General features: G+C 46.0%; 19 protein-coding genes. 6 read left to right on the top strand and 13 right to left on the bottom strand.

Going from position 1 to position 25,758, the window contains the following annotated elements; translation table 11 throughout:
- Position 1: 1 nt before the first annotated feature.
- The 3 genes from cysN to cobA form a co-directional block, all read right to left on the bottom strand.
- Entirely contained in the window at positions 2-1,444 is a 1,443-nt protein-coding gene (cysN, locus tag FJD32_RS04940) for a sulfate adenylyltransferase subunit CysN (RefSeq protein WP_037426105.1), read from the bottom strand.
- Between the two features lie 131 nt (positions 1,445-1,575).
- Positions 1,576-2,484, bottom strand: coding sequence for a sulfate adenylyltransferase subunit CysD (gene cysD, locus FJD32_RS04935; RefSeq protein ID WP_037421642.1), 909 nt, complete (start codon positions 2,482-2,484; stop codon positions 1,576-1,578).
- An 86-nt stretch (positions 2,485-2,570) separates the two neighbouring features.
- On the bottom strand, positions 2,571-3,401 hold the full coding sequence (gene cobA / locus FJD32_RS04930; RefSeq protein WP_037421675.1) for a uroporphyrinogen-III C-methyltransferase: 831 nt from the start codon (positions 3,399-3,401) through the stop codon (positions 2,571-2,573).
- Positions 3,402-3,823: 422 nt separating this feature from the next.
- Here cobA and FJD32_RS04925 point away from each other — a divergent pair, with 422 nt between their 5' ends.
- Both FJD32_RS04925 and FJD32_RS04920 read left to right on the top strand, forming a co-directional pair.
- Positions 3,824-4,708, top strand: coding sequence for a phospholipase A (locus tag FJD32_RS04925; RefSeq protein ID WP_099457568.1), 885 nt, complete (start codon positions 3,824-3,826; stop codon positions 4,706-4,708).
- A 175-nt stretch (positions 4,709-4,883) separates the two neighbouring features.
- A complete protein-coding gene (locus FJD32_RS04920) occupies positions 4,884-6,431 on the top strand; it encodes a S41 family peptidase (protein WP_140906483.1) in 1,548 nt (515 codons plus the stop codon).
- 314 nt (positions 6,432-6,745) lie between these two features.
- On the opposite strand, the gene FJD32_RS04915 is transcribed toward FJD32_RS04920, so the two are convergent.
- The 6 genes from FJD32_RS04915 to FJD32_RS04890 form a co-directional block, all read right to left on the bottom strand.
- On the bottom strand, positions 6,746-8,482 hold the full coding sequence (locus FJD32_RS04915; protein WP_140906482.1) for a hypothetical protein: 1,737 nt from the start codon (positions 8,480-8,482) through the stop codon (positions 6,746-6,748).
- A gap of 257 nt (positions 8,483-8,739) precedes the next feature.
- The gene (locus FJD32_RS04910) at positions 8,740-9,456 is read right to left on the bottom strand and encodes a 2OG-Fe(II) oxygenase family protein (protein ID WP_140906481.1); all 717 of its coding nucleotides are present in this window, start codon (positions 9,454-9,456) and stop codon (positions 8,740-8,742) included.
- A gap of 93 nt (positions 9,457-9,549) precedes the next feature.
- Positions 9,550-10,326 carry a monofunctional biosynthetic peptidoglycan transglycosylase gene (mtgA, locus tag FJD32_RS04905; RefSeq protein WP_140906480.1) on the bottom strand — a complete coding sequence of 259 codons (777 nt, stop codon included), beginning with the start codon at positions 10,324-10,326 and terminating at the stop codon, positions 9,550-9,552.
- Between the two features lie 675 nt (positions 10,327-11,001).
- Positions 11,002-11,799: a phosphoadenylyl-sulfate reductase gene (locus tag FJD32_RS04900; protein WP_140906479.1), complete on the bottom strand. Its 798-nt coding sequence runs from the start codon at positions 11,797-11,799 to the stop codon at positions 11,002-11,004.
- Entirely contained in the window at positions 11,792-13,489 is a 1,698-nt protein-coding gene (cysI, locus tag FJD32_RS04895) for an assimilatory sulfite reductase (NADPH) hemoprotein subunit (protein ID WP_069454348.1), read from the bottom strand. The genes FJD32_RS04900 and cysI overlap by 8 nt, the downstream gene beginning before the upstream one ends.
- 74 nt (positions 13,490-13,563) lie before the next feature.
- Positions 13,564-15,384, bottom strand: coding sequence for an assimilatory sulfite reductase (NADPH) flavoprotein subunit (locus FJD32_RS04890; protein ID WP_140906478.1), 1,821 nt, complete (start codon positions 15,382-15,384; stop codon positions 13,564-13,566).
- A gap of 422 nt (positions 15,385-15,806) precedes the next feature.
- On the opposite strand from FJD32_RS04890, the gene FJD32_RS04885 reads away from it, so the two are divergent.
- The 3 genes from FJD32_RS04885 to FJD32_RS04875 all read left to right on the top strand — a co-directional run bounded on the left by FJD32_RS04885 (position 15,807) and on the right by FJD32_RS04875 (position 19,371).
- Complete coding sequence (locus FJD32_RS04885) at positions 15,807-17,333, top strand: Re/Si-specific NAD(P)(+) transhydrogenase subunit alpha (protein WP_140906477.1); 1,527 nt, start codon at positions 15,807-15,809, stop codon at positions 17,331-17,333.
- Positions 17,334-17,344: 11 nt separating this feature from the next.
- The gene (gene pntB / locus FJD32_RS04880; RefSeq protein ID WP_140906476.1) at positions 17,345-18,829 is read left to right on the top strand and encodes a Re/Si-specific NAD(P)(+) transhydrogenase subunit beta; all 1,485 of its coding nucleotides are present in this window, start codon (positions 17,345-17,347) and stop codon (positions 18,827-18,829) included.
- A gap of 155 nt (positions 18,830-18,984) precedes the next feature.
- Positions 18,985-19,371, top strand: coding sequence for a hypothetical protein (locus tag FJD32_RS04875; RefSeq protein WP_088586763.1), 387 nt, complete (start codon positions 18,985-18,987; stop codon positions 19,369-19,371).
- Between the two features lie 60 nt (positions 19,372-19,431).
- Here the strand turns inward: FJD32_RS04875 and FJD32_RS04870 are convergent, their stop codons facing one another.
- From FJD32_RS04870 to hldE, 3 genes are all read right to left on the bottom strand, one after another.
- Positions 19,432-19,911, bottom strand: coding sequence for a TetR family transcriptional regulator (locus FJD32_RS04870; RefSeq protein WP_037421701.1), 480 nt, complete (start codon positions 19,909-19,911; stop codon positions 19,432-19,434).
- A gap of 153 nt (positions 19,912-20,064) precedes the next feature.
- The gene (locus FJD32_RS04865) at positions 20,065-20,892 is read right to left on the bottom strand and encodes a hypothetical protein (protein ID WP_140906475.1); all 828 of its coding nucleotides are present in this window, start codon (positions 20,890-20,892) and stop codon (positions 20,065-20,067) included.
- Positions 20,889-22,319, bottom strand: a complete 1,431-nt coding sequence (hldE, locus tag FJD32_RS04860) for a bifunctional D-glycero-beta-D-manno-heptose-7-phosphate kinase/D-glycero-beta-D-manno-heptose 1-phosphate adenylyltransferase HldE (protein ID WP_140906474.1) — start codon at positions 22,317-22,319, stop codon at positions 20,889-20,891. Before hldE ends, FJD32_RS04865 begins: the two co-directional genes overlap by 4 nt.
- Positions 22,320-22,421: 102 nt before the next feature.
- On the opposite strand from hldE, the gene FJD32_RS04855 reads away from it, so the two are divergent.
- A complete protein-coding gene (locus FJD32_RS04855; protein ID WP_037421862.1) occupies positions 22,422-23,348 on the top strand; it encodes an LpxL/LpxP family Kdo(2)-lipid IV(A) lauroyl/palmitoleoyl acyltransferase in 927 nt (308 codons plus the stop codon).
- Between the two features lie 152 nt (positions 23,349-23,500).
- Here the strand turns inward: FJD32_RS04855 and FJD32_RS04850 are convergent, their stop codons facing one another.
- On the bottom strand, positions 23,501-25,225 hold the full coding sequence (locus FJD32_RS04850) for a potassium/proton antiporter (protein ID WP_205403029.1): 1,725 nt from the start codon (positions 25,223-25,225) through the stop codon (positions 23,501-23,503).
- Positions 25,226-25,758 lie beyond the last annotated feature (533 nt).

Raw genomic sequence — 25,758 nt, 5'->3', positions numbered from 1 at the left:
ATTAGGCTCCAAGCTTTGAAATATCAATCGCTTGCCAGTGCGGGAAGTGTTTACGTACTAGCGCATTAAACTCAATTTCAAAGGCACTAAATTGTGAAGACACTTGCTTGCTCACATGTTGACCTGACACAACCATCACCGCCGCCACAGTGGCATTGGATAAACGGTCAATCAGGATCATGCCGCCAGTATCACGTACCAGAGAATAGGCATCGAAAACGATATCTTCGGTCAGCTCTAAGGTCACGCGAGCGATGGCATTGAGCCCTAGTGTGTCGGCGCTGCTGCGCGCAAGTGTGTTCACATCAACCACATATTCTATGGTCGAGACTGAGGCTTGAGTCTTTTTACCCGCAACCTTGATGTCATATAACTGGCCGAGTTGTAGTGGTTTTTCATCCATCCACACGAGGTCAGCCACGATTTGGTTGGCAACCTGTGGCGCACTCTCTGGCAGAGCCAGTAAATCACCACGGGAAATATCGATTTCATCTTCTAAGGTGAGAGTGACGGCTTGCCCCGCCGTTGCCTCGGCCAAATCGCCATCGAAGGTCACGATACGCTCAACCTTGCTGCGTTTACCCGAAGGCAGCGCTACCACTTCATCACCCACCTTGATGACACCAGAGGCTAAAGTACCGGCAAAACCCCGAAAATCCAGATTTGGACGCGACACGTATTGCACAGGGAAGCGCACGGGTAAGGCACTCAGTTCACGTTGGGTATCAATGGTTTCCAACAATTCCAGTAATGTACCGCCCTGATACCAAGGGGTATGTAAACTTGGCTCGACCACGTTGTCGCCATTGAGTGCTGATAAGGGCACAAAGTGAATATCTAACTCACCAAAGCCTTTAACGAACTCACTAAAATCATTACGAATACGATTGAATACTTGCTCATCGAACCCGAGTAAATCCATCTTATTGACCGCGACCACAAAGTGGCGAATACCCAGCAAAGAGGCAATAAAGGCATGGCGCTTGGTTTGGGTCTGCACGCCGTAACGCGCATCCACTAAGATCACCGCTAAGTCACAGGTTGAGGCGCCAGTCGCCATATTACGGGTGTACTGCTCATGACCTGGGGTGTCGGCGATAATGAACTTACGCTTATCGCTTGAAAAATAACGATAAGCCACATCAATAGTAATGCCCTGCTCACGCTCGGCTTGCAGACCATCCACCAGCAAAGCTAAGTCGATTGCTTCGCCCGTTGTACCCATCTTAGCGCTATCATTTTTTAAGCTGGCGAGTTGGTCTTCATATATCTGCGCACTGTCATGCAATAAACGACCAATTAAGGTGCTCTTGCCATCGTCGACGCTGCCACAGGTTAAAAAGCGCAACAAACCTTTATGTTGCTGCTGAGCTAGATATTCTTTAACCCCATGCTGGCTGATTTCAGCCGCCATACGATTAGTTTTATTGACCGCTTTATCCATCTTTATCTCACTCTTATCTTGCTCAACTGTTCGTGAAGTCTGCTGGTACTTGGTTGATCTAAAAGCCTTCATCGGGACATTCACGAAATCGGTTTAATCTGTCTCTGAACCTTCGCTCGAAATGCCTTAGTTTAGAAATAACCTTGGCGTTTCTTCTGCTCCATCGATGCACTCTGGTCCGAGTCAATCAACCGCCCTTGGCGTTCGCTCGAGCGAGTTAGCAGCATTTCTTCGATGATTTTTTCGAGATTGTCCGCCTGCGAATGCATTGCCGCCGTTAATGGATAGCAACCTAAGGTTCTAAAACGCACTATCTCATGCTTGATGGTTTCGCCTTCTTCGAGCTTCATGCGCTCATCGTCGGCCATAATCAACTGACCACCACGCTCAACCACAGGACGCTCAGCCGCAAAATACAGGGGTACTAACTCAATGTTTTCTTGATAGATATATTGCCAAATATCGAGTTCAGTCCAATTCGATAATGGGAAGACACGAATACTTTCGCCCTTGTTCACCGCGCCGTTATAGGTGCGCCACAGTTCGGGGCGCTGATTCTTAGGGTCCCATCGATGGTGGCGATCGCGGAACGAATACACCCGTTCTTTCGCGCGGGATTTTTCCTCATCACGACGGGCGCCACCAAAAGCGGCATCAAAACCATATTGGTTTAATGCTTGTTTTAAGCCTTGGGTTTTCATGATGTCAGTGTGCTTGGCACTGCCATGGTCGAAGGGGTTAATCCCTTGGGCAACGCCTTCTGGGTTAGTATGAGTTAATAATTCAAAGCCAAATTTTTTCGCCTGCGCATCACGAAAGGCGATCATCTCTTTGAATTTCCAGCCCGTATCCACATGCAGCAAGGGGAATGGGATCTTGCCGGGATAAAAAGCTTTACGCGCAAGGTGTAACATCACCGAAGAATCTTTTCCGATGGAATACAACATGACTGGATTATCGAATTCGGCTGCGACTTCCCGAATGATCTGAATGCTTTCGGCTTCCAGTTGTTGTAAGTGGCTTAATTCACGCCCGGCCATACTCTTCTCCGTTTACCTAAAATGGGCTGCGACAGGCAGCTGGATTTAATTTAACTTAACTATTTCTAAAAAATGTTCTGATTTAACTAAATTTTTGCTGCAACTTTGGTCGTATTTAAAGCGTCAAGCGGCAGCAGGCCTTCGCCCTTGGGCTGAAACCAATTTAAGGTTTCGGACAACCCAACCACTTCGCCAATAATCATTAATGCGGGCATTTGCAACTGCGGATCAGCAGCAAGTTGTTCGAGTGAATCTAATTGCCCAATAAAACGTTGCTGCGACTGAGTGGTCGCCTTCGAGACGATGGCCACTGGTGTCTCTGGGCTACGACCTGCGTTGATTAACCCTTGACGGATAATGCCCGCGTTTAAAATCCCCATATATACAACTAAGGTATTGTTGGGATTAGCATAACCCTGCCAATCCATCGGACGGCTTTCGAGCTGACAATGGCCAGTGATGAACGTTACCCCTTGGGCGTAATCCCTATGGGTTAATGGAATGCCCGCATAGGCCGAAGTGCCGCTGGCGGCGGTAATCCCGGGAACCACTTCAAATTCGACGCCCGCTTCGACTAAGGTTTGTAACTCTTCACCACCGCGACCAAAAATAAACGGATCGCCGCCCTTGAGGCGTACCACGTTTTTACGGGTATAGGCTTTCGTCACCAGTAACTGATTAATTTCATCTTGCGCCGCGCTATGCTTGCCTGCACGTTTACCGACGGCAATTTTTTCAGCATCTTTAGGGATCAAATCGAGGATATCTTGGCTAACGAGCGCATCGTATAACACCGCATCGGCAGACTTTAGAATGCGCCACGCTTTAAGGGTTAATAACTCCACATCGCCGGGGCCCGCACCAACCAGCCAGACTTTGCCCTTAGCGCTTTGGCCTGGTAAAGATAAAATTTCCATCACATTCCCCGATATGAGATCAATGTGTAGCAATATAGCGCCAGTTATATTCCATAATAAATATAAAATCATTAATTGTTATATCAAAAAGAAATAACAACCAAATTTGAATTAAGCCAGTTAACTATAAACGAGGTTGGCAAAAGCACCATACTGACTAAAATAAGTTAATTATTTGAAATAACTAAATAAAACATGATAACAGGGCAAATAGGAATGCAACCTAAACTTGCATCACCTCACATAACAGCACTATGTTATTGCTAAAAAATCTACTCAGTCAGCGCGTTAACGCATAAGAAGAGATGCAGTTTCACTCAAGTTAAGTAGTACAAGTGACAGTATTTCTCACAAAAGATCCACAGACTAATGTTAAGCTCGGTAAATAAAGATAAAGCAAACAGACACATCAAGGAGAGTCGATGTCCCCATTTTATCAAGGTATCGCATTAATCGGACTGCTAACTTGTGCAGGGTTACAGGCAGAGGAATCTTTAATCAAAGATCGCGTTAAGGATGAACTGGCGACTTCAGAGCGTCCATTTGTAATAACGCCGCATAAAGTCAATTACATTTTACCCGCGACCTATAATCCCGATCCGAATATGAAACCCTATGCAGGGGAGGCCGCCGGAACAAACTATGAACTCGATGAGATGGAAGCTAAGTTTCAGATAAGCTTTAAGTTTCCAATTTGGTACAATGTCTTTGGTGATAATGGTCACCTATTTTTTGCCTATACCAATCAATCCTATTGGCAGGTATACAATAAGGAAATATCTTCACCCTTTCGTGAAACAAACCACGAACCCGAAATCTTTATGCTATTCAATAATGATTGGAAAATTGGCAGTGTGACAAACTCGTTTTGGGGATTGGGCGCTGTCCACCAATCTAATGGTAAAGCAGGTTTATTATCCCGTAGTTGGAACCGCATCTATGGCACGATGATCTTTGATGCTGGCCCACTGGCGTTTTCAACTAAGGTGTGGTGGCGCATTCCTGAGGATGAAAAAACAGACATCCACCAAGCCCGTGGCGATGATAATCCCAATATTGATGAGTATATTGGCAATGCTGAATTTGTTGGCGTGTATGGGATTGATGAGCATAGATTCACTCTCACCGTTAAAACTAACTTTAAAGATATTGACCGAGGTTCAGCAGAGATCACTTGGAGCTATCCCATCATAGGTAACTTACGCCTTTATACTCAATACTTTAATGGCTACGGTGAAAGCCTGATCGACTATAACCATCATAATCAACGTATTGGGATCGGTGTATCACTCAACGATATTCTCTAGGACGTGACACAGCACAAAAAACAGCCATAATTCTATGCTGACACAAACAAACTGCTGCTAAATTGCTCAAGTGCGAGCAACCTAAGGGAGCTTAATGATGATTTGTATTGCCAACAGCGGCATTTACATCGATAGTCGCACACCTTTTTAGCAGTAAGGGTCGTCATGGAGGAATATGAGTTTTAGCTATCGAACGGTAATAACTTTGCTGAGCATGATTATTTGCGCGAGCCTTATCAGGCTCGCGTTTTTTGCTATTCCTGAAAAAGAACAACCCACGTTAACGACAAAAGATATTCGCCAAGATCTCTATATTCTGCTCAATCAAATTGAACAACACTCCGCATTTTATGCGTTGGATCCACAACATAATGACAACCAACTCGAACGACTTGCTGGACTGATGACTGAGCAATACCAAGATCTTGTTCCTACAGAACGGTTCGCAGCGGAGCTTACAAAACTGCTTAACGCCTTAAAAGATCCTGGTGCTCAAGTTGCGAAGGTTGACAATAGTAGCGCCGACTTACCCTTAACACTGAGACCCGTCAACGAACAATGGCTTGCCTTAGACCATAAAAATAATCCTATTAGTGCCGAGTATCCTTTTATCACCCATATTGATGGCATCCCCTTAAGTAAGTGGATTTCTGCCAGCCAAGCCTATCTGTCAGAGCCTGCAAAAAATAGCCAAGAAATGCAGCTGATTTGGCTTAAACGACTCAACCTACTGCGGGAAGACTTAGGCTTAAGCATCAAACCTTATGTGATTATTAGTTTGATAAATGATGATTTGCAGACAACGCAGGTCACTATTGCTCTGCCTCCCCCTTCTAAAACGATAGTTAAACCGATTGAAGACGACACAGAGATAAGCTTTGAACGCCTACTCACTCAACTTGATGACTTAGGGCCGACTACGGTCTCAAAACCTGACTATTCACTAGAACAGATAAATCCAACCACGGCTCGACTCAAAATAGATGACCTCTATGCTTTTGAACTCGATAAAATACAACAAGAAGAATTACGTAAAGGTATGGAGCAGCCATTACTGATTGTCGATCTCAGGCAAGCGAAGGGATTTAGTCCTAAGTTACTGACCATGCTCTCGCGTTATCAGGATATGCCCGCCATGGACATACCACCTCATTCAGCGGTCGAAAAAATCATGGGGGTTGCCCATTATCGACGCTCGCCAGAACTTAGAAACGATTATTTAAAACCGTTGAATTTTAAACCGCTTGATGAACTTGAACTCAGCCCTGCGCGACTTAACGTGTTGACACGGCGGCTACCAACTATCGATAAAACCCGGTTTAGTCCTTGGTTTGTTCGCACCAAACCTGAAGTACTCACCGAAGGCAATAATCGTCTTGCACTGCTTGTCAGTCCCTTGTGTAAGCAAGAATGCGAGTGGATCGCCTACCGGACAAAAGCATGGTCGAGAGTGAATTTAATCGGCGAAAAAACCTCAGGGGATTTTGCCAGACAACATCAATTTACCTTGCCAAATAGTGACTTAGAGATTCGATTTAGTAGCTCTCTCACCTATGATGCTAAAGGTGAGTTGCTGTCAGGAAAAGGCACTGAGCCCGATATTTGGTTACCACAAAACAATGATATTGAATGGCAAGGACTCGTAAGTTTAGTTAAATCAGCCAAACCCAAAGCCGTAGATCCAACTAACGGTCGACAAACCAAATTAGCCCAATCTCATTAGGGCGTGTTGACGTTTCGAGATTAAATTTTGTTCGTTCTGGCAAGTTCGTGCTCGCGAAACGAGGAATGATGTGTAGTTATTCTACTCAAATGACGAGTGACAAAGAGCAAGGGCTTGCCAGACGAACCCTTCGGGCAGCATTTGGCTGGCTTTTCTGCCGCGTTATCGTCCGTTTATGTAGAATAACTACACTGCACGGACTTTGCCTTGCATAAAAGCCAGCCTAATTGCTGCAAAAATGACCATGAAACGTCAACACGCCCTAGTAAAAAGCCAGCAATTTGCTGGCTTTAAAATGCGGTGGAGTGATAAGTTTATTTCTTATCGCTTGCCTTTGAGTTCATCACAGAGCCAAAAACCAGACCTTGTTTATTCACATCAAAGCTCATTTGCACGCGCATATTATAGTCTTTCAATGCTTGCAGCTCTTCAGGCACTGGTTCACCGGTCATTTCTAACAGCGTCAGCACTGGGGTAAACATCTTACCGTAGTCGGCTGACATGCTGTAAAGGCCATTGGCTGATGGTTTTTCGCTCGCCAGTTTATTGGCTAACGCTAAACCTTTATCGCCAGAGTAAACCACTAAGTGTTGTCCCTTAATCGCCAACATCGGTTTGATATTAAGTTCTGGCGGCAACATTAATAGTGGAGATAAATCAGTGGGTTCACCATTATCCGCGACTTGCAGTTCAGCCAACATAGGTGCAAAAGGCTTAACCATGTTGAATAACATTGAAGGATTATCAGCGGTTAAACTGATTAAGGCATCTAAACTTTCGAGTTTAGGCTCTTGATCCTGTGAACTCATCTTATAGTCGAGTAATGACACACTCAGGCCTTTAACACCATTAGCCATGCCGGTAAACATACCCAACATCGCAGGGCTTTGCTGGCTTAATTCAGCCTGTAGCTCGGCCAGAGGCGCACAGGTCAACTGCGGCTTTTGCAGATCATCCCAAATCGCGGTGAGCGAAGGCGCTACTTCATTAACATCAATCCCAAGGCCCATCGAGAAAATAGTGCTGTTAATATCCGCTAAATGGGCAGGAATAAAGCCGCGCATTTTTTGTAATGCCGTTAAAATTGCTTGGTTTTTGCTTTCAATCACAAAAGAAGCCGCCATATGGCTTTCTTTTTCAGTCGACGTGAATGCGGTTAAACCTCCCACTGTGCGCGGCCAGTTAGCCGCAATCGCGGTTAACTCAGTGCGACATTCTGGTGTACGGATTTGCGCTAACGGATCTTCACCTTGGCTTTCTTCTGCTAAGAACTTGGTGAGCTGTTTAGCTAACATATTGCCATCTTGAGAGGTTATCGCTTTAACAATCTCAACATGGTTGATAAAGCTGATGCTATCGTCCATAAAACCATGGGTTTTAATGATCTCTTGCAACATGCCAGATGCGGCTAAAGATTGGGCGGGTTTCTTCAATCCTAAAGCCATTTCCAATACTTCAGGCTCGATAGAGGAAGCCGAGAATGTGACCGTTAAAATGCCATCTTTATGGGCAAATAATAGGTCAGCTTTATCAGTTGAACCTTCTTCGGCAAACGAATAAGCACGGTAGTCAATCCCTGCTAAAGTACGCTTTTCGTGGGTATAACCACTTTCTTGTTCGGCTTTATCCAGTACAGCCCAGAATGCATCAATTTGATTAATATCTGTTTTAAGAACAGGCACTACACCTAAGGTATAAAAATAAGGCTTGATCTCATTCGGTAAACCGAAAGTCTTAAGCAATGCGGTAGGATCTTTCATTCCATCCATATATTGCTTGTAAATACTCACAAAAAACTTAGCCATTGGGCTATCCAAATCGCCTAACTGAGCTAAGGAATCAGTTGAGTATTGCTGGTAATTGCCAGAAATGGATTGTATGTAGTTTTTCAGTGGAAACGGCTTTAACTGGCCAGTAAACACAGGGGTATCGGCTGGAATATAATCTAGCAAAGGATTGGCTGAAGCACTCGAGCTACTTCCGTGTTGAGTGTACCAATAAGCACCCGCCCCCGCTGCAATAATTGCCGCAGCAATAACTATCTTTTTCATTTAAAACTCCATTTAATTACCGTCAAAGTGACAAAAATAATACCGAAAGCACTTACCTTCGGCATTTAAATACTGACCTATTGTCATTCCTTATTACATCAACATTGCAAAATCAAAAGCTTATTACAACTAATTTTGAGAACGGATAAGCTAAGAAATCACTAATAGCGAATAAGAACTCATTAATTTGCAAAAATCCGCGATAATCTACCATTAAAACCTCTTTGGCGCTAATCGCGACATGTGTCAGAAGCTTCCTATTTACTCGGCGCAATCGTTCGAAACCATCCTGTTACGGAAAAGCGTGGGCGTTTTGCAAACGGTGCGACAAATGAAACAGAGTGAGGATGGTGGACATCGAATAATGCCAAATTATTAAATGTGGGCACCCAAGTATCAGTCAGCACGCCTTTAGGAGTATAAAACTGCAGCAGACCACCCCAATCAGGATGCCATTCTGGCGTAAAGCCAAAAACAAATGCAACTTTACGACCCTCACTTTCCACAACATCATTATGTCTTGTTAAGAAATTCCCCTGAATATAACGACTCGCCTGCAGTGAGGCATAACAAATACCTTCAATACCCGTAATCGTTTGAATAAATTTAAACATGTCAGGGCTGTTAATAAAACGATGTAGCGATGTGAGTAATTCCGGTGACGGCTTTCCATCTAAGCCCCCCACGAGATGACTTCCATATAAAAAACCAATTCCATTGGCAGCATTTTGTAATATTTTTTGTTGTAAATCTTTCTGAGCTTCAACGGGTAATTGACGTATTTGTTGATCCGACACTCTCATTGGCTTATTGTCGACAAACATTGCATTATCAAAACTCACTTCACTAGCAAGTGTGTTAGCAATGACAGCTGCGGTTTCATTCTGCCAGACGTGTTGAATATTGATTTTTGCATCTTTAGCATATTCTTCACGCAGTGAAGCCATATCTCGCTCAAAATTAAACTGAAACATCGTTTATTCCTTGGTTCATCCAAGCACTTAAGCTCATCCCACTAATTAGAAAGACCATAATTACAATTTAACAACAAAATCACAATCGCCAGTTCATTGTGCCTCGTTGACTTTTTTGAGCGTCACCTCACCTAACTGGCGCATTTGCTTGCGGATCCAAGCGGAGCGCTGCTCAACATAAGGTGAAGGGGGGGAGACTTTATAACGCCAAGGATTCGGTAAAACAGCTGCAAGTAATGAGGCTTCATAACGGGTGAGTTTGGCGGCACTCTTACCAAAATAATGTTTAGATGCTGCTTCAGCGCCATATATCCCTGGGCCAAATTCCACGATGTTGAGATACACCTCGAGAATGCGCGCCTTGTCCCAAATCAATTCCATTAACAGGGTAAACCAAGCCTCGATTCCCTTACGGATAAAACTACGGCTCGACCACATAAAGAGGTTTTTTGCGGCTTGCTGGCTTAAGGTACTGGCTCCACGAACCTTTTTACCTTTCTGATTGTATTCGATTGCCGAACTAATCGCGTCTAAATCAAAACCACTGTGACCAGCAAACTTTTGATCTTCTGCGGCAATCACGGCTAATTGTAGCTCAGGGGAGATTTGCTCAAGCGAGCGCCACTGATGCCTCACTTCAGTAATCGGCGCTGGCGGAAATATCGCCCGCTCCATTCGCCAACTCCACATCGGAGGATCAATAAAACGAAGTAATACAACACTTAAAATAGAGGCAAAAAATAAACCCAAAACCAATTTGGCTAACCAAGTGAATACACGCTTTACACCACGCATCTTAGGCTTTGGGGCAGGAAGATTAACTTGGGGACGATTGACATGATCGCGCATGGCATACAAAGGGGCGGTCATTTAATTATCCTCATCAATCAAGCCATCCAAACTGACTGTTAGTCTAAGAGATTTTTTGCTTACAGTAGAATAGCAAAGTGTAAGCCGATGATAGTAAGTCATAAACCGCAAAAAACCGAGCTGAATTGATTTAGGGAGATAAATTAATGATGTCACAAATTTGGCTCAACCTCGGCAGCTTTGACTACAGCTGACCGAGGTGAAAATGACTGATTAACAAGCGCTAGCAAGTCAATCAAACTGCTGGATACTCGCGGCTGCGAGCAAGGTCTTTTGGAATATCTACTGTTTTGGGTCTCGTTATATCGTTACACAGCAAACTAAGCCCATAAATAACGATATTCAACAACTTAACTTGGCAAAATACCGACTAATCTGTATCTGCGCAGTAAACATCCTCAAAACCATCTACGGGAACTTTGAAATATAGCTCAGAACATCCTAATGTGCATAACCCTGTGAGTAAAAATGTACAAAAAATTTAATTCAGGCAAACACATCTTAACTAACTCTATGAAAATACAATTTATCTGACTTTGATGACGGCAGAATGACATACAAAACACCTTAACGGCCAAGCTGCTTTAAAATTAAGCAAAACACTCTTTTGGCGGCATAAAATAAAAAATGCCACAGGGAATACTGTGGCATTTTTCTATAGAATCAAACAATTGGCTATATTTCGTAATGCAAACCGCACTCACGTTTTAAGCCATTAAAGCGCGTTTCTTCCTCTGTCATCCCTAATTCTAAGGGTTTGCTCGAATGAGTATCCCCAACAGAAACATAACCTTGCTCCCATAAAGGATGATAAGGCAAGTCAAATTGCGTCAGATACAGATGCACATCTTTATTCGACCATTCGATAATCGGCAGCAACTTAAAGCGAGTTCCGTGGATAGCCAATATCGGTAACTCTTCGCGAGTGCTCGACTGACTGCGGCGAAGTCCCGCAAACCAAGTTCCGACTTCAAGTTCAGCCAAGGCGCGTTGCATAGGCTCCACTTTATTGAGGCGATTATAACGTTCAAGACCCTCTAAGCCCTGCTCCCACAATTGGCCAAAGCGCGCCTCCTGCCATGCCGCCGTCATCGGCGCTTGGTAAACCTTAAGGTTTAAGGATAAACGCTCGGTAAGCTGGTCAATAAACTGATATGTCTCAGGAAAGAGGTATCCAGTATCCGTTAAAATCACCGGAATATCCGATTGCACCTGACTCACCATATGCAACATCACCGCCGCCTGGATCCCAAAACTGGATGACAGCGCGTGATTACCCGGCAAATAGGCTAAGCCCCAGAGCACTCGCTCTTGAGCCGTCAAGCCAGCTAAGAAGCGATTAATGCGCTCCAGTTCTGCTTGCTGCACATCTTTAGGCGCCGTCAGCAGCGCTTTAAGTTCACTGTGACTTACCACGCTCTGCAACACGTTCGGCAAGCCAGAACCCGTTGCCCCTGAATGAAGATCAGCCATGGAAATCCTTAGCGGCATCGATAACCGCCTTCACCACGCCCACGCGGACAGTGAAGTTACCAAAGGTTTCGCCTGCATTTCGCTCAATCGCGTAGCGGGCAAATAATGCATCCAATTCAGCAAGGATCTCAGCCTCTTGGATATTCTCTCTATACATTTTATTCAGACGAGTACCTTCGAAGTTCGCCCCGAGATACAGGTTGTAGCGGCCCGGCGCTTTACCCACTAAACCGATTTCAGCGGCAAATGGGCGGGCGCAACCGTTTGGACAACCTGTCATTCGCACCACAATGGCTTGATCGCTAATGCCATTTTTTGCCTGCAGCGCATCAATATGGTCAATAAATTCAGGGAAGTAACGCTCAGCTTCCGCCATCGCCAATGGACAGGTTGGTAAGGCCACACAGGCAATCGAATGACCACGGGTTTGAGTCAGCACTTGGCCGAGTAAACCGTGTTTACGGGCAAGCCCTTCGATAGTCGCTTTATCCTCAGGCGCCACACCCGCGATAATCATATTCTGGTTTGAGGTCATACGGAAATCACCCTTGTGGATCTTAGCGATTTCACGCATACCAGTTTGTAAGCTCTTACCCGGCAAGTCTTTGATACGGCCGCTTTCGATAAACAGGGTTAAATGCCACTTACCATCAACACCTTCTACCCAGCCGTAACGATCGCCGCGATCGCCAATCACCACATCGCGCTTGGGTTCAAACTTAACGCCGGCACGGGCTTCCACTTCGGCCTTAAACTTTTCATAGCCATGGTCGACGATGGTGTATTTCAGGCGTGAACGCTTACGGTTGGTACGATTACCCCAGTCACGCTGCACTGTCATCACAGCTTCGGCAAACTTCATCACATCTTCAGTTTTGATAAAACCAAAGTCATCGGCTAAGCGTGGGAAGGTTTCTACCTCTCCGTGGGTCGAGCCCATGCCGCCACCTGCGGTCAGGTTAAAACCGACTAATTCGCCATTTTCAGCCACGGCAATAAAGCCTAAGTCGTTAGTGTAGACATCAACATCGTTATCAGGCGGTACGGCCACGGCCATTTTAAACTTACGTGGTAAGTAGGTTTTGCCGTATACAGGTTCTACGGTTTCGTCTTCTGTGGTCAGTAATTTCTCTTCGTCTAACCAAATCTCTGCGTAAGCACGAGTGTGCGGCAGCAGGTGATCAGACAGCTTTTTCGCCACTTCATAGGCCTGCGCATGCAGCTTAGATTCCACCGGATTGGGGTTACACATCACGTTACGATTAACGTCACCACAGGCAGCGATAGAATCCAGAGCTTCACGATCCAAGCCTTGGATAATGGTCTTCAGGTTACGCTTTGGAATGCCGTGGTATTGGAATGTCTGACGCGTCGTTAAACGAATGCTGTTAGAGCTGGTGAGCGTCGAGGCAATTTCATCCACGCCTAACCATTGCTTAGGCGTACACACACCGCCTGGCACGCGGGCACGTAACATAAAACTATATAAAGGCTCGAGTTTTTGCTCCTTGCGTTCGTTACGTAAATCGCGGTCATCCTGCTGATAGAAACCGTGGAATTTGATCAATTGCTGATCGCCGTCGCTAAAACTGCCCGTCACCGAGGAATCTAACCCCTCTTTAATGGTGCCACGCAGATAATCACTGTCGGTCTTTAGGTATTCGTTTAATGCTAACTTTTGCTCACTCATGGCAACTGCCTCTTAAAATTCGGTCGGCGGCAGTATCTCAGTGGATACTGCTCTCTATCTTTAGGATCGATTAATTAGTACACGTCTTTTTGGTAACGTTTATGACTGCGCAGGGTCTCGAAATATTCTTCCGCCGCCTCGCTCGACAGTCCGCCAAACTCCACCGCAACCGCTAATAAGGCTTGGTGTACGTCTTTAGCCATACGCTCGGCATCACCACAAATATAAAGATGCGCGCCGTTTTGCAGCCATTGCCACAGGGCTTGCCCCTGCTCTTTGATACGGTGCTGTACGTAAACCTTATGGGCTTGATCCCGCGAAAATGCCACATCGATACGGGTTAAATCGCCGTTTTTCAAATATTGTTGCCACTCGGTTTGATACAGGAAGTCCTGTTCGAAATGCGGGTTGCCGAAGAATAACCAGCTATCGCCCTCAGCGCCTTGTGCCACGCGCTCCTGCATAAAGGCGCGAAACGGTGCAACCCCGGTGCCAGGACCAATCATGATGACTGGCGTTTGTGGATCTTCAGGTAAACGGAAATGCTTATTCGGTTCAACATACACTTTTACTTCGGCGCCTTCCTGCGCCGAGGCTAAGAAGTGAGAAGCACCGCCAAAACGCGTTTGCCCCTGATGTTCATCTTCCACCAATGCCACGGTGAGATGCACTTCGGTATCGACTTCACTCTGGCTAGAGGCGATGGAGTAGAGTCTTGGCGTTAATGGGCGTAGTAACTCAACTAACTTGTTAGCGTCGAGATTAGCGTCAGGCTTGAGCTTGTAATTAGCCACTAAGTCAGCAAACTGATGATGTAAGATAAACTGACGAACCTGCTCTTTATCTTCGCTAATAGCAAGCAGCTCAGGACTTGCGGACAACTCGGCCCAAGTTTTGACTAAACCAGGATACAACTGCGTCAGTTCTTTCTTCTCGATCAAGGCTTGCTTGAGGCTGATTGACTCATTAGTGACAGTCACCTTGGTATCGGCCGCTAACCCTAAGCCCGCTAAAATCTCATCGACTAAGGTTTCGCTATTGCTAAACCACACCCCAAGGGCATCACCGACTTCATAGCGTAAGCCTGATTCACCTAAATCAATTTCAACGTGGCGCACATCTCTGTCTGAACCGCGTCCGGTGATCTTTTGGCTCACCAACACTTCGGCACTGTAAGGGTTTTGCTTAGTAAATTCGCCCTCGCTGGCAACTTGCGCCGAAGTTGAATTAATTTCATTCATTGCCACCACATTAGCCGTGGTTTGAATGAGTGGCTTAACCGCAGTAAGCACATCGGCGTGCCACTGTCCGGCCGCAGCCTCATAATCCACATCACACTCAACCAACGGCAATAAGGCTTTAGCGCCTAATGCCGAAAGCCGCGCATCAAAGTCTTTACCGGTTTGGCAGAAGAACTCATAGCTCGAATCACCCAGCGCCAACACAGAGTAATGTAAGTTGTTTAATTGAGGTGCGCGTTTTGATGCTAAAAACTTATGTAATTCAATCGCATCATCCGGCGCTTCACCTTCACCATGGGTACTGACCACCAGCAATAACAAAGTTTCTTGCTTGAGCTGGCGCACATTGTATTCACCCATGGAGGCTAAATTCACGCTATAGCCCTGTGCTTTAGCCTTTTCGGCCAAGGCTTTGGCAATGCCACGACCATTGCCGGTTTGGCTGCCATAGAGAATGGTTACAGTCTGCGCTGCCTGTGTATCAGACACTGGCACTAGCTGGGCTTGATTCCCTCCCGCATTGGCCGTTGCGGCTAAATAACCACTCACCCAAGCAAGTTGCACGGCATTTAATTCCGCGGTGAGTTGTTTCAGCTTGTCGACCTGCGGTTGCGACAGGGGTGAAGCCAGTGATGAAAGTTCTTTTAACAACATGAGACGGCCCTATGACAGTGTAATACCCAGCAGATTAACGTGGATTTGGAAAAGCAAAAAAGAATAAAATTTGATTTTTAATTCCATTTTGGAATATACAAAGTGCAAAAATTAAGCTACAAAAGTGTGCACTGGTTAAAACTTTTTGATACGACCAGTGCAGAATCGACTAGCTTGAGCAATATGCGCTTGTGTCAAACCAAAGTATTGCCACAATGGTGACAAGCCTGCTGTACTGTGACCTTTTGTGGCTCGCGAAGAAGTTTGTTTTAAAACACAAATTTCATACCAAGATTGAATGCGCTAACTAACTGCCACAATTGAATAGACGAGTTCATTCTTACCGCGGCCTAGCCCTACCTAGGTTTAGCTCAAGGGAAGCACTCAGGCGGAACGATTATATAAACCATCAGGGAGTAATCATGCAGATTGGAATACCGAGAGAGAGTCTCGTCGGTGAGACTCGGGTCGCCGCGACTCCAGCCACCGTCGAACAGCTTAAAAAGCTCGGCTTTGAAGTTGTTGTTGAGGCCAATGCTGGCTTACTGTCTAGCTTTGACGATGCCGCTTTTGAAGCAGCTGGCGCGAAGATCACGACAGAGGTTTGGCAAGCGGATCTGATTTTTAAAGTCAATGCACCGACCGATGCTGAAATTGCGCAAATTAAAGAAGGCGCGACCTTAATCAGCTTCATCTGGCCCGCTCAAAATGCTGAGTTGGTCGAGAAACTGTCTAAACGCAACATCAATGTGATGGCGATGGACATGGTGCCACGTATTTCCCGTGCCCAATCCCTCGATGCTCTCTCTTCTATGGCAAATATCGGCGGTTATCGCGCCGTTGTTGAAGCCGCGCACCACTTTGGCCGTTTCTTTACCGGACAAATTACCGCCGCAGGTAAAGTCCCTCCGGCCAAAGTGCTAGTGATTGGTGCCGGTGTGGCAGGCCTTGCAGCCATTGGTACCGCAGGTTCTTTAGGCGCAATCGTTCGCGCCTTCGACACGCGTTTAGAAGTGGCCGAACAAATCGAATCCATGGGTGGCCAGTTCCTTAAGCTGGACTTCACCAATGAAGATGGCAGCTCATCGGACGGTTACGCTAAAACCATGTCGGACGAGTTTATCGCTGCCGAAATGGCGCTATTTGCCGAGCAAGCCAAAGAAGTCGATATCATCATTACTACAGCGCTGATCCCAGGCCGTCCTGCACCTAAGCTCATCACCAAAGCCATGGTCGACAGCATGAAGAGCGGCTCTGTGATTGTCGATATGGCAGCACAAGCGGGCGGTAACTGTGAATACACCCAGCCTGGCGAACTCTTTGTCACCAAGAATGGCGTCAAAGTCATCGGCTTTACCGATCTTCCCGGCCGCTTGCCAGCACAATCGTCTCAGCTTTACGGTACTAACTTAGTCAACCTGATGAAGTTAATGTGTAAAGAGAAAAACGGTATTGCCAGCATCAGCTTTGATGATGTGGTCATGCGCAACATGACAGTCGTGAAAGAAGGCGAAGTCACCTTCCCGCCACCACCTATTTCGGTGTCGGCAGCGCCCGCCAAACCTGCGGCTAAGGTTGAAGCCAAAGCGGCAGAGGCCAAAAAGCCATCCAAACTTAAGTATATTCTCGCCGCCCTTGGTGCTGCGGGGTTTGCCGCTGTGGCCTCAGTCGCGCCAGCCGAGTTTTTATCCCACTTTACGGTATTTATTCTGTCCTGCGTGGTGGGCTATTACGTGGTGTGGAACGTGTCCCACTCACTGCATACGCCTTTGATGTCAGTGACTAACGCAATTTCAGGCATTATCGTGGTCGGTGCTTTGCTGCAAATTGGTCAAGGCTCAACCTTGGTCACTGTGTTGGCGTTTATCGCCGTGCTGATCGCCAGTATTAACATCTTCGGCGGTTTTACCGTCACTCAGCGCATGCTGAAGATGTTCCGTAAGGATTAAGGGGGTATAACGTGTCTCAAGGACTGGTAACAGCAGCTTACATCATTGCCGCCGTGCTCTTTATCTTCAGTCTCGCTGGATTGTCGAAACAAGAAACAGCCAAACACGGCAATTTATTTGGTATCACAGGTATGGCTATCGCCCTACTGGCGACCATTTTTAATCCAGACACCAGCGGTGTCGCGTGGATTATTATCGCCATGGTGATTGGTGGTGCCATCGGCGTGCGTTTAGCACTTAAAGTCGAAATGACGGAAATGCCTGAACTCGTCGCGGTGCTCCACAGTTTTGTGGGTATGGCCGCGGTGTTAGTGGGCTTTAACAGCTTTATCGACTTACATCCAGAAAAAGTATCACAAGTGGTTGTAGCCGTGGGTGGGGACATGAATTCCACTCTCGCAGCCGTGCAGAATGCGCTGAGCGAAGCGGCAAAAGCGGCTGAAAACGCGCATATGACTGGCGCTATGCTCAACATTCACTTAGTGGAAGTCTTCCTCGGGATCTTTATCGGCGCGGTAACCTTTACCGGTTCTATCGTCGCATTTGGTAAATTACGCGGATTAATTTCATCTAAACCGTTGATGTTGCCACATCGCCATAAGCTAAACCTCGCTGCGGTATTGGTATCACTTGGCCTGTTAGTGTACTTCGTGCAAACCGGTGGCACTATGCCAGCCCTACTGTTGATGACACTTATTGCCTTCGCCTTTGGCTGGCACTTAGTGGCTTCTATCGGTGGTGCGGATATGCCGGTTGTGGTTTCAATGCTGAACTCCTACTCAGGTTGGGCAGCAGCGGCAGCGGGCTTTATGTTGTCAAACGATCTGCTGATCGTGACAGGTGCGCTCGTGGGCTCATCGGGTGCGATTCTGTCTTACATCATGTGTAAGGCGATGAACCGCTCGTTTATCTCTGTTATCGCAGGTGGATTTGGTACCGATGGTGTGGCCTCCTCTGGTGATGAAGAAATGGGCGAATACCGCGAAACCAACGCCGAAGATGTGGCGGATATGCTGAAAAATGCCTCTTCCGTTATCATCACCCCTGGCTATGGTATGGCAGTGGCACAGGCGCAATATCCTGTGGCTGAAATCACCCAAAAACTCCGTGACCGCGGCGTAAAAGTGCGCTTTGGTATTCATCCGGTAGCAGGTCGTTTACCTGGCCATATGAACGTACTCTTGGCCGAAGCTAAAGTTCCCTACGATATCGTGCTTGAAATGGACGAAATCAACGAAGACTTTAGCGATACCGACGTAGTGCTGGTGATTGGCGCGAACGACACAGTCAACCCTGCGGCGATGGAAGATCCGGGCAGCCCAATTGCGGGCATGCCAGTGCTTGAAGTATGGAAAGCGCAAAACGTGATTGGCTTTAAACGCTCAATGAACACGGGTTATGCGGGTGTACAAAACCCTCTGTTCTTCAAAGACAATACCCAAATGTTGTTCGGCGATGCTAAGGCCAGTGTTGAAGCGATTTTAAAAGCGCTGTAATCCGTTTAAGCACTGAATCACTCGATACAAAACTCAAAGGGAGCCATTGGCTCCCTTTGCTTTTTAGAGGGTTTTATTGCGCTAGGCTTCACATACTTTTAAGCCTGCTCAGCTAGTCTCTTCGCAGTTTATCGCTTCAGGTAAAAGGAGATATCATGCTGCTTGGATTATTTATGCTGTCGGCAATATTAATCAAAACGTCGTTATTAGGACTGGGTTGGATATCAATTGGTATCGGCGTTGGGGGTTATCTTTTTTGCCGTTTTTACCACATTAATCTTGCAGACCTACTGGTCAAAAAATTTAGACGGCTTTTTATCAGTGGGGCGATATTACATCTGCTGCTGTATCTAGGCCTTATCGTAAAACTCTTCCTGATCGATAGCCTAGAGGATATTCCAGCCTTTTTAATCAGTCATTTGGTATTCCATCATGCACTCTGCGCAATGATTGCAGCCGCCCTTACTTTTATGGCGATTGGCGTTTACCTTAGCCAGCAAAAGCTAAAGCAGGCAAATATCACTTCCCCCATCGCGAACTAATTTAGCCCCTAAAAACCAAAAGGAGCCACAAGGCTCCTTTTGATAGCAATTCATTTTTGATTATGCCGCTTTAGCAATATCAAAATTAGATAACAACATCACAGCTGTACGGCCGAGTAAATGGTTGATGGTACGATCGCCAACCAATCCTAATTCTGCAATGGCTTGCTGACGTGCAGTGCTTACCGCTCTAAACAGAGTGATTTCATTATTGGTGCCGCCGCAAAGGCTAAAGAATAATCTTAACACTGCGCGGTAATGCTCTTCTTGCATCGCTTGCATCCAAGAGGTTTCTAGCGCTTCTTGGCTAGAGAAGTCGAGCGCAGCAACAAAAAGATTACCAATACGGCTGTCTAAGCGAATTAAAAAGTCGTTCTTCCGCGGAAAGTGGTGACTAATACCTGTGCGGCTAATCCCCGTTGCTTCAGATAACGTGGTATAAGACATAGTCTCAAAGCCAATAGTCAAAATTTGTCTTAACGCTTCATCCATAATCTGATTGATGGTTTGCTCAGTCTGTACTCGCGAGCGCTTAGCCATAATAAAGTCTCCCACTGTTCTTTTTGTGGGATAGAGCTTACCAAAGCCTTTCAGGGATTACTGCTGTTTAAAAACGTGAAACAAGTGTATTTCACTTTTGTTCAGCTAGGGTTCAGTTTTAAACAGAGGATTTCATTGCTTTTGTTTACATATTTATAACATTAAATTTTGTACTAACCAGTCGTGTGCTTTTTGCTCCCCCATTAACAATGTTAGGGTAGGCGTTAAATAACGCCCAAGATCGGATTTACGCCAAAACAGGTATTCTGGCAGGGGTTGTAGCACGGTATCACTAAAAGTTCGTTGTATTAAACTCGAATATTCACGCAAAACCTGCGGTTCAATTTGTACCATTTGAGGATAAAAATCGGCTACAAAATCACGATAGTGAGTATATTGAACGATTTGAGTGACTTGATATTTATTTAACACCTGTATCATCATTGGTGCCGTCCAGTGTGACATATATTGCGAACTTGTAAGCGCCGCTAGGTTGCGCCGATGATACTGCTGCCAAGCTAAATCAAAATTGCCTTTAGCATTGGCAATACACCAGATGAGATACAGATCCGCTAACCATTCATGCTGATAAGGTGTTAATTCCTTAGGTAATAAACTCCCCTGCAACGCCAAGTTTTCAAGGTGGCCTAGTTCATGCCAAAGGGTTAATTGTGCTTGTTCTTTTAGATCTAATTGGTAGGTAATACCATCAATATTGGCCAGTTGGATCTCTGGTGTTTCTTGCTCATTGACGAGTATTAGGCCGGAGAAATGACTATCTTCAACAGGTAATACCATGGCACTGCGAAGCCCAAGCTCTGTTTTAAACTGAGCCTCGCTGTGTGGGAGCTGTTCACGAACCTGAGGTGGAAATGTTGCCAGACACTGACTCAATTGCGCTAAAGGACAAAGTAACGCCTGCTTATCGGCAATAGGCACCCAAGTTAAGCTTGATATCAGAGTCAGTGCAATTAAACTCACTGTTTTGCCATGATATTTTGGATAATTGCCGTAGTAGAGATACCGTCTTCAAATCCCAATACTTGCACTTGGCCACCCGCAGCAATGACCTCGGCGCCACCCGCAATATCTTCAACCTTATAATCGCCACCTTTCACTAAAAGATCCGGTAGTAATCTGGCGATGATCCGTTGTGGTGTATCTTCACTAAAAGGCACCACCCAATCGACGGCTGCTAATCCTGCCAACACCGCCATACGTCTATCCACTTGATTAACTGGGCGACCTTCGCCTTTTAAGCGTTTGACTGAGGCATCGTCATTCACGGCCACGATCAATCTGTCGCCTAAGGCTTTGGCTTGCTTGAGGTAACTGACGTGTCCCGCGTGCAAAATATCGAAGCAACCGTTGGTCATCACCACTCGTTCACCACGTAATTTGGCTTGCTCTAGAGCGTAAGCAAGTTGATCTTCACTCACCACCCCAAAACCAGACTCACCGTGATGCAGTGCTAGGGCCTCAATCAACTCAATACGAGAAACCGTAGAAGTACCCAGTTTACCCACCACAACGCCAGCGGCAGTATTGGCTATCGCACAGGCCTGCGGTAACTCAGCACCCGCGGCTAGAGACGTCGCTAAAGCTGAAATCACAGTATCGCCAGCACCCGTTACGTCATACACCTCACGGGCCACCGTGGGAATGTGTAACTCTGGGGCATTGGCCGTCACTAAGGTCATGCCCTTTTCGGAGCGAGTGACTAAGATAGCGTCGAATTGATGTTTATAGAGTAAGCCTCGGGCCTTTTCGAGTAGATCTGCTTCAGAGGTTACCGCGCCAACCACGGCCTCAAATTCACTCATATTCGGTGTGATGAGCGAGGCGCCATGATAACGGCTAAAATCGGAACCCTTAGGGTCAACCAGTACTTTTACGCCTTTGGAACGAGCCAGCGCGATAAAATCCTGCGGCTTATCGATAGCGCCCTTCGCATAATCCGATAGCACGACCACATCGACCGAATCGAGTAAGGCTTCAGACTGCTTAAGTAAGCGCGCACTATCCTGCTTATCGAAGGACTCTTCAAAGTCGAGGCGAATAAGCTGTTGATTGCGCGATAACACCCTAAGCTTGGTAATGGTCGGTTTATCGGCAATTTTCAACCATTGTGGTTCAACCCCAAGTGCTTGTACGCCAAGCGTTAACGCTTTAGCCGTATCATCCTCACCGACTAAGCCCGCCAATTGCACTTGGCCACCTAAGGTCGCGATATTTAGCGCCACGTTTGCCGCGCCGCCCGGTCTATCTTCGACTTGGTTAATTTTCACCACGGGCACAGGTGCCTCGGGGGAAATACGTCCCGTAGGCCCAACCCAGTAGCGATCTAACATCACATCGCCGACGACTAACACTTTGGCTTTTTCAAATGCTGGCAGAGAAACCTTCATAGCGCTCTTATCAGTTGCAGAAATTAAACCGTGATTGTACCTAATTTTCAGCAAAAGATGAGTTAGAATAAGCAGTAATTTTCAAAAGTAGTGAGTATTTTTGTGGTCGAGAAAGCTGAGTTTTCATCATCTTTATATCATCCGAAACACTGGCCCATGTGGTTTGGGGTGTTAGTGATGCGGATTACCCAAGTGTTGCCTCTATCATGGCAGATGAAATTAGGCAAAGGCATGGGCCGATTAGTCAAGGCACTTGCGGCCAGTAGAACCCATACCGCGCGCCGAAATTTAACCCTCTGCTTCCCGGATATGCCAGAGGCCGAGCGAGAAGCGCTCCTCACCCGTAACTTTGAAGAAACGGGCAAAGCGATTTTCGATACCATCAATGCCTGGTGGTGGTCCGATGAAAAAATCCAACAACATATGCAGATAACCGGCAAAGAATACGTTCAAGACACCTTGAACGCTGGCCATGGGGTGATACTGTTTGCAGTGCACTGCTTACCACTGGAAATGGGCGCACGTATTTTTGGTCAATTCCAACCCGGTGTAGGGGTGTACCGCCCACATAACAATCCCGTGATGGAATACCTGCAAGTGAAAGGTCGATTACGTTCGAATAAAGCCTTAGTGCCGAAACGCGATCTACGCCAGATGGTGCGTTGTTTACGTAACCCCGATGTGATTTGGTATACCGCTGACCAAGACTTTGGCCGCTCCAGTGCTGTGTTTATTCCCTTCTATGCCGTGCCCGATGCCGCCACTATTACTGGCGCAACCACGCTGGCAAAGTTAGGTAAGGCCAAGGTATTACCCTTCTTTGTTGAGCGCACAGAAGGAGATACGGGCTACCGGATTGAAATCATGCCTCCATTAGATAATTTCCCAGGTGAAGACGAAGTCGCCGATGCCATCCGTGGTAACAAAATTATTGAACAGATTATCGATAAAAATCGTGCTCAATATATGTGGCTCCATCGCCGCTTTAAGACGCGCCCGGATCCAACGGATAAGTCCTTATATAAGTAAGCTTTTGGTTAATCACATCGAGATAATCGCTTAAAAGAGAATACAAAATGCCAAGCAATCGCTTGGCATTTTGTTTATATCTTTCTGCCTAAGGCATCTTGTAGGGCTCTAAGCGCTTAAACATGGTAGTTAAGCACAACACTTAAACCAGATTAAGCCTCCGCCGGTAAGCGAATACCCACATTGGTGACTTTGCCTTCATAGAGTCCCGCAACGACCCAATGGAGTGATTGCCATTGAAACTGGTCCCCAAGTACTGGATGCGCACCTAGCTCTAAAGCAACTAAATCAGCTACAGTCATGCCGCCGGTTTCATCGTCTAATGTTAAGCCATAGATAGGTGCAAGATCCGCCAATTTAACCTCGGTATCGATAAAGAAGTCACCAAAGAAACGTGGAACCTCCTTGGTTTCAGGGGCTTGGCTAAAGAGGTTACTCAATGCTTCAAGGCTCTTTTCCTGCCCGAGTACGCACAGAATATCACCCGCCTCTAAGCACGTACTTCCCGAAGGATGCAATAACCTATTATTGCGAAATACTGCCGCAATACGAGTACCATCGGGCATTGCTAAGCGTTTTAGCGGTTCACCAATACACCACTTACTTTCACTCAAACGATAGACAAACACTTCCCATTCGCTGCTCGGGTAAATTTCAACCCCCGAACGCGAAACGGGCAAAGGCTTTGGGGGCAATTCTACCTTTGCTAAGCGTGCAGCCGTAGTGAGTGACGCCCCTTGGACTAGCAGAGAGACTAACACCACAAAAAAGGCCAAGTTAAAATACAATTGAGCCCCAGGAAGCCCGGCCATCATTGGGAATACCGCTAAAATAATCGGCACGGCGCCACGAAGCCCGACCCAAGAGATAAACCAGCGGTCACGGCTGCTAAAACTCTTAAATGGCAGCAAACTTAGCCATACCGCTAAAGGTCTGGCAAACAGGATCATCCCAAAGGCCAGTGCTAAGCCCGGCAGCCAAATATCTAATAGATCCGAGGGGGTTAGGAGTAGTCCCAAGACGAGGAACATGCCGATTTGACTCACCCAAGTCATTCCATCCAATACGTTTAATATCGCATGACGTCCACGAGTTGGCTTATTACCGAGGAATAGGCCAACTAAGTAAATCGACAGAATGCCACTGCCACCTAGCTTGTTCGATGCAGCGTAAATAATAAGGCCACCGCTGAGCACGAGAATCGAATATAGACCTTCAGCGAGTTGACTTAAGTTCACCAATTTCCATAGCAGCCAGCCACCACCCAAGCCTAATAAAATTCCCAGCCCAAATTGTTTAATAAAGCTAATCAGCATAAAGCTTGCAGATAGCTCGGCATCGACATTGCCGAGAATGGCAATCAAGGTGACAGTTAAAAATACCGCCATAGGGTCGTTACTACCCGATTCGATTTCCAGCGTTGCTCCAACCCGCTCATTAAGGCTGCGTCCCTTTAACAGTGAGAATACCGCCGCCGCATCGGTAGAGCCGACAATCGCTCCCACCAGCAAACCTTGTAGCCAATGTAAGTCAAATAGCCACGCAGCCATAATGCCTGTGATACTGGTGGTGATCGCCACCCCAAAGGTTGCCAAGGATAACGCAGGCCACAGTGCGACCCTGAAGCTCGCGACCCGAGTGCGCATACCGCCATCGAGCAAAATAATGGCTAAGGCTAAGTTACTGACAAGATAAGCGGTTGAATAATCATCGAAGAGAATACCGCCGGGACCATCTTCACCAGCAAGAATACCTACGGCGAGGAAAATTAATAAGATAGGTATCCCAAGACGGGATGACATGGGACTAAGCAAAACACTCACGGCAGTATGTAAGGCACCGATCAGAAAAAAACTATTGATGGAATCTGCATCCACACATGCCTCCTTAAATGCTGCTGGCTCAGCTAAACGATAGCAAAAACACCTAGATTAAAAATGACTCAATTAAAAATTTCAGTGTTTCTATACTAGCATAAAAAATGCAGATTATTGGAGTTTTAAATATTAAATTTCAATCATCTACACTAAAATAATCATCAACAGTAACTTTAGGCTAATTTTCAGATAAAAACACATAAAAAGACAAATACAACCAGAACATCAAACTATAAGCATAAATAAAATAAAGCTTATATTTATCAAGTTCTTTAAAAAATAAATCCAATACAAACTTTCCATTTTTAATCAAAAAAATATCGGTAACCATCTAAAAAGACACTATATCGATAAAAACATACACCTAACCATATTTATCGCCGCAATACCTTGAAAGAGCACATTAAATTGAATAGTTCATTGTGTTATCAACATTGGCCCACCAATGACTGTCATAAAGACAATTAATGTCATTGTGACAACCTTTATTGCTATCAAAAAGACACTGTTAAGAATTTAAATTAAATTTTTTT

The sequence above is a fragment of the Shewanella sp. LC6 genome, from assembly GCF_006385735.2.
Classification (GTDB): Bacteria; Pseudomonadota; Gammaproteobacteria; order Enterobacterales; family Shewanellaceae; genus Shewanella; species Shewanella xiamenensis.
Note: the sequence above shows the minus strand (reverse complement) of the source record. Positions and strands in the feature narration are given on the sequence as shown.

Bases quoted from the DNA above. Each gene is read 5' to 3' on its own strand.
- hldE (WP_140906474.1), bottom strand. From the start codon at position 22,319: ATGAAGGTTTCTCTGCCAGCATTTGAAAAAGCCAAAGTGTTAGTCGTC.
- FJD32_RS04925 (WP_099457568.1), top strand. From the start codon at position 3,824: ATGTCCCCATTTTATCAAGGTATCGCATTAATCGGACTGCTAACTTGT.
- FJD32_RS04900 (WP_140906479.1), bottom strand. From the start codon at position 11,799: ATGGCTGATCTTCATTCAGGGGCAACGGGTTCTGGCTTGCCGAACGTG.
- FJD32_RS04920 (WP_140906483.1), top strand. From the start codon at position 4,884: ATGAGTTTTAGCTATCGAACGGTAATAACTTTGCTGAGCATGATTATT.
- FJD32_RS04875 (WP_088586763.1), top strand. From the start codon at position 18,985: ATGCTGCTTGGATTATTTATGCTGTCGGCAATATTAATCAAAACGTCG.
- FJD32_RS04910 (WP_140906481.1), bottom strand. From the start codon at position 9,456: ATGTTTCAGTTTAATTTTGAGCGAGATATGGCTTCACTGCGTGAAGAA.
- cobA (WP_037421675.1), bottom strand. From the start codon at position 3,401: ATGGAAATTTTATCTTTACCAGGCCAAAGCGCTAAGGGCAAAGTCTGG.
- FJD32_RS04915 (WP_140906482.1), bottom strand. From the start codon at position 8,482: ATGAAAAAGATAGTTATTGCTGCGGCAATTATTGCAGCGGGGGCGGGT.
- cysN (WP_037426105.1), bottom strand. From the start codon at position 1,444: ATGGATAAAGCGGTCAATAAAACTAATCGTATGGCGGCTGAAATCAGC.
- cysI (WP_069454348.1), bottom strand. From the start codon at position 13,489: ATGAGTGAGCAAAAGTTAGCATTAAACGAATACCTAAAGACCGACAGT.
- FJD32_RS04890 (WP_140906478.1), bottom strand. From the start codon at position 15,384: ATGTTGTTAAAAGAACTTTCATCACTGGCTTCACCCCTGTCGCAACCG.
- FJD32_RS04885 (WP_140906477.1), top strand. From the start codon at position 15,807: ATGCAGATTGGAATACCGAGAGAGAGTCTCGTCGGTGAGACTCGGGTC.
- cysD (WP_037421642.1), bottom strand. From the start codon at position 2,484: ATGGCCGGGCGTGAATTAAGCCACTTACAACAACTGGAAGCCGAAAGC.
- FJD32_RS04870 (WP_037421701.1), bottom strand. From the start codon at position 19,911: ATGGCTAAGCGCTCGCGAGTACAGACTGAGCAAACCATCAATCAGATT.
- mtgA (WP_140906480.1), bottom strand. From the start codon at position 10,326: ATGACCGCCCCTTTGTATGCCATGCGCGATCATGTCAATCGTCCCCAA.